General features: G+C 37.5%; 1 protein-coding gene. It reads right to left on the bottom strand.

Translation table 11 applies throughout. From position 1 onward, the window contains the following. Positions 1 to 56: 56 nt before the first annotated feature. On the bottom strand, positions 57 to 1,035 hold a 979-nt coding region (locus B9A32_RS20990), incomplete at its 5' end, for a hypothetical protein (protein ID WP_212638058.1).

Raw genomic sequence — 1,035 nt, 5'->3', positions numbered from 1 at the left:
ATTGACCTCCTTTCGCATTTGTATGTTATGGGAATCATTATACCGCGAATGGTGATTCAACAAAACCTTTTTGGTTCTGGCTTGTCCAGGTTAGGAATGACTGACCGTTCAAGAAAATCTCTCCCCCAATCTATTACGCCTCTATGGCCTTTGTATTTTTCGCCCAGCTCCGTGTGTTCACCCCAAATTTGGTTTCGATAGAATGATTTGATCTCTGAATTGATATTAGATGTATTGAGTTTGGGTAAATTTTGAAGAGTTCTCAGCAACATCCTTGGATTACCACCGGATGAAAGGGTTAGTGTGTTAAAGAGCTCTCTTTGTCGATCCATGTCAGAACGCAGTTTTTCGTCAGATTGTTTAAAGACTATATCTTTAAAGTATTGAAGATAATCAGGATCAGAAATATTTCTCTCTAATCTTTTATACGTACAATCGTGAATTGGCTCGAAGGAATCTCCAAAGTGCGTAACTCCAGGATAAATAGCTGCGTTACAAGTTATATAGGGAGATCTGAGATCTTTAAAAAGGTTAAAAAATTGTCGCTGTTGTTCTGGTCTAAAAACGTGAGCAGCTTCATCAAAAAAGAATACTATTCTATCAAGTGAATTCTCATCGCAAATTACCTGTATAGCTTCTTTTACATCTTCAATATCAGGAAGTGCTGAAATGTTTATTTCAGACTTTCCCTTATAAGATGCTTCGAACAGTTTCACTATTTCTTTCAAGCTGATTTGAATTTCTTTCTCGGTTTCATTTTCATCATTACTTAAAAGATTTGCTATTAGACCTGAAACGATGACCCCTTTCTTTCTTAATTTATGGAGCAGGTATTTAAGAGTCTTCGCCAGCATCCAATGATAGAATTGTAGTCTGTCTTCGGTACTAATTAATGAACTCATATTGAATGGAACGAAGACCGTTACACAGGATTCACTTTCGGTAGATGTCAAGCAAGTTGTCGCCTCAACATAAAAAAAATCGTGCTTACCGCAACACCTTCTCATGACCTCCGACGGACTTTTTTGGATGCCC

The sequence above is a fragment of the Desulfocicer vacuolatum DSM 3385 genome (genome assembly GCF_900176365.1).
Taxonomy (GTDB): Bacteria; Desulfobacterota; Desulfobacteria; order Desulfobacterales; family Desulfobacteraceae; genus Desulfocicer; species Desulfocicer vacuolatum.
This window is presented reverse-complemented; position numbering and strand designations above follow the sequence as displayed.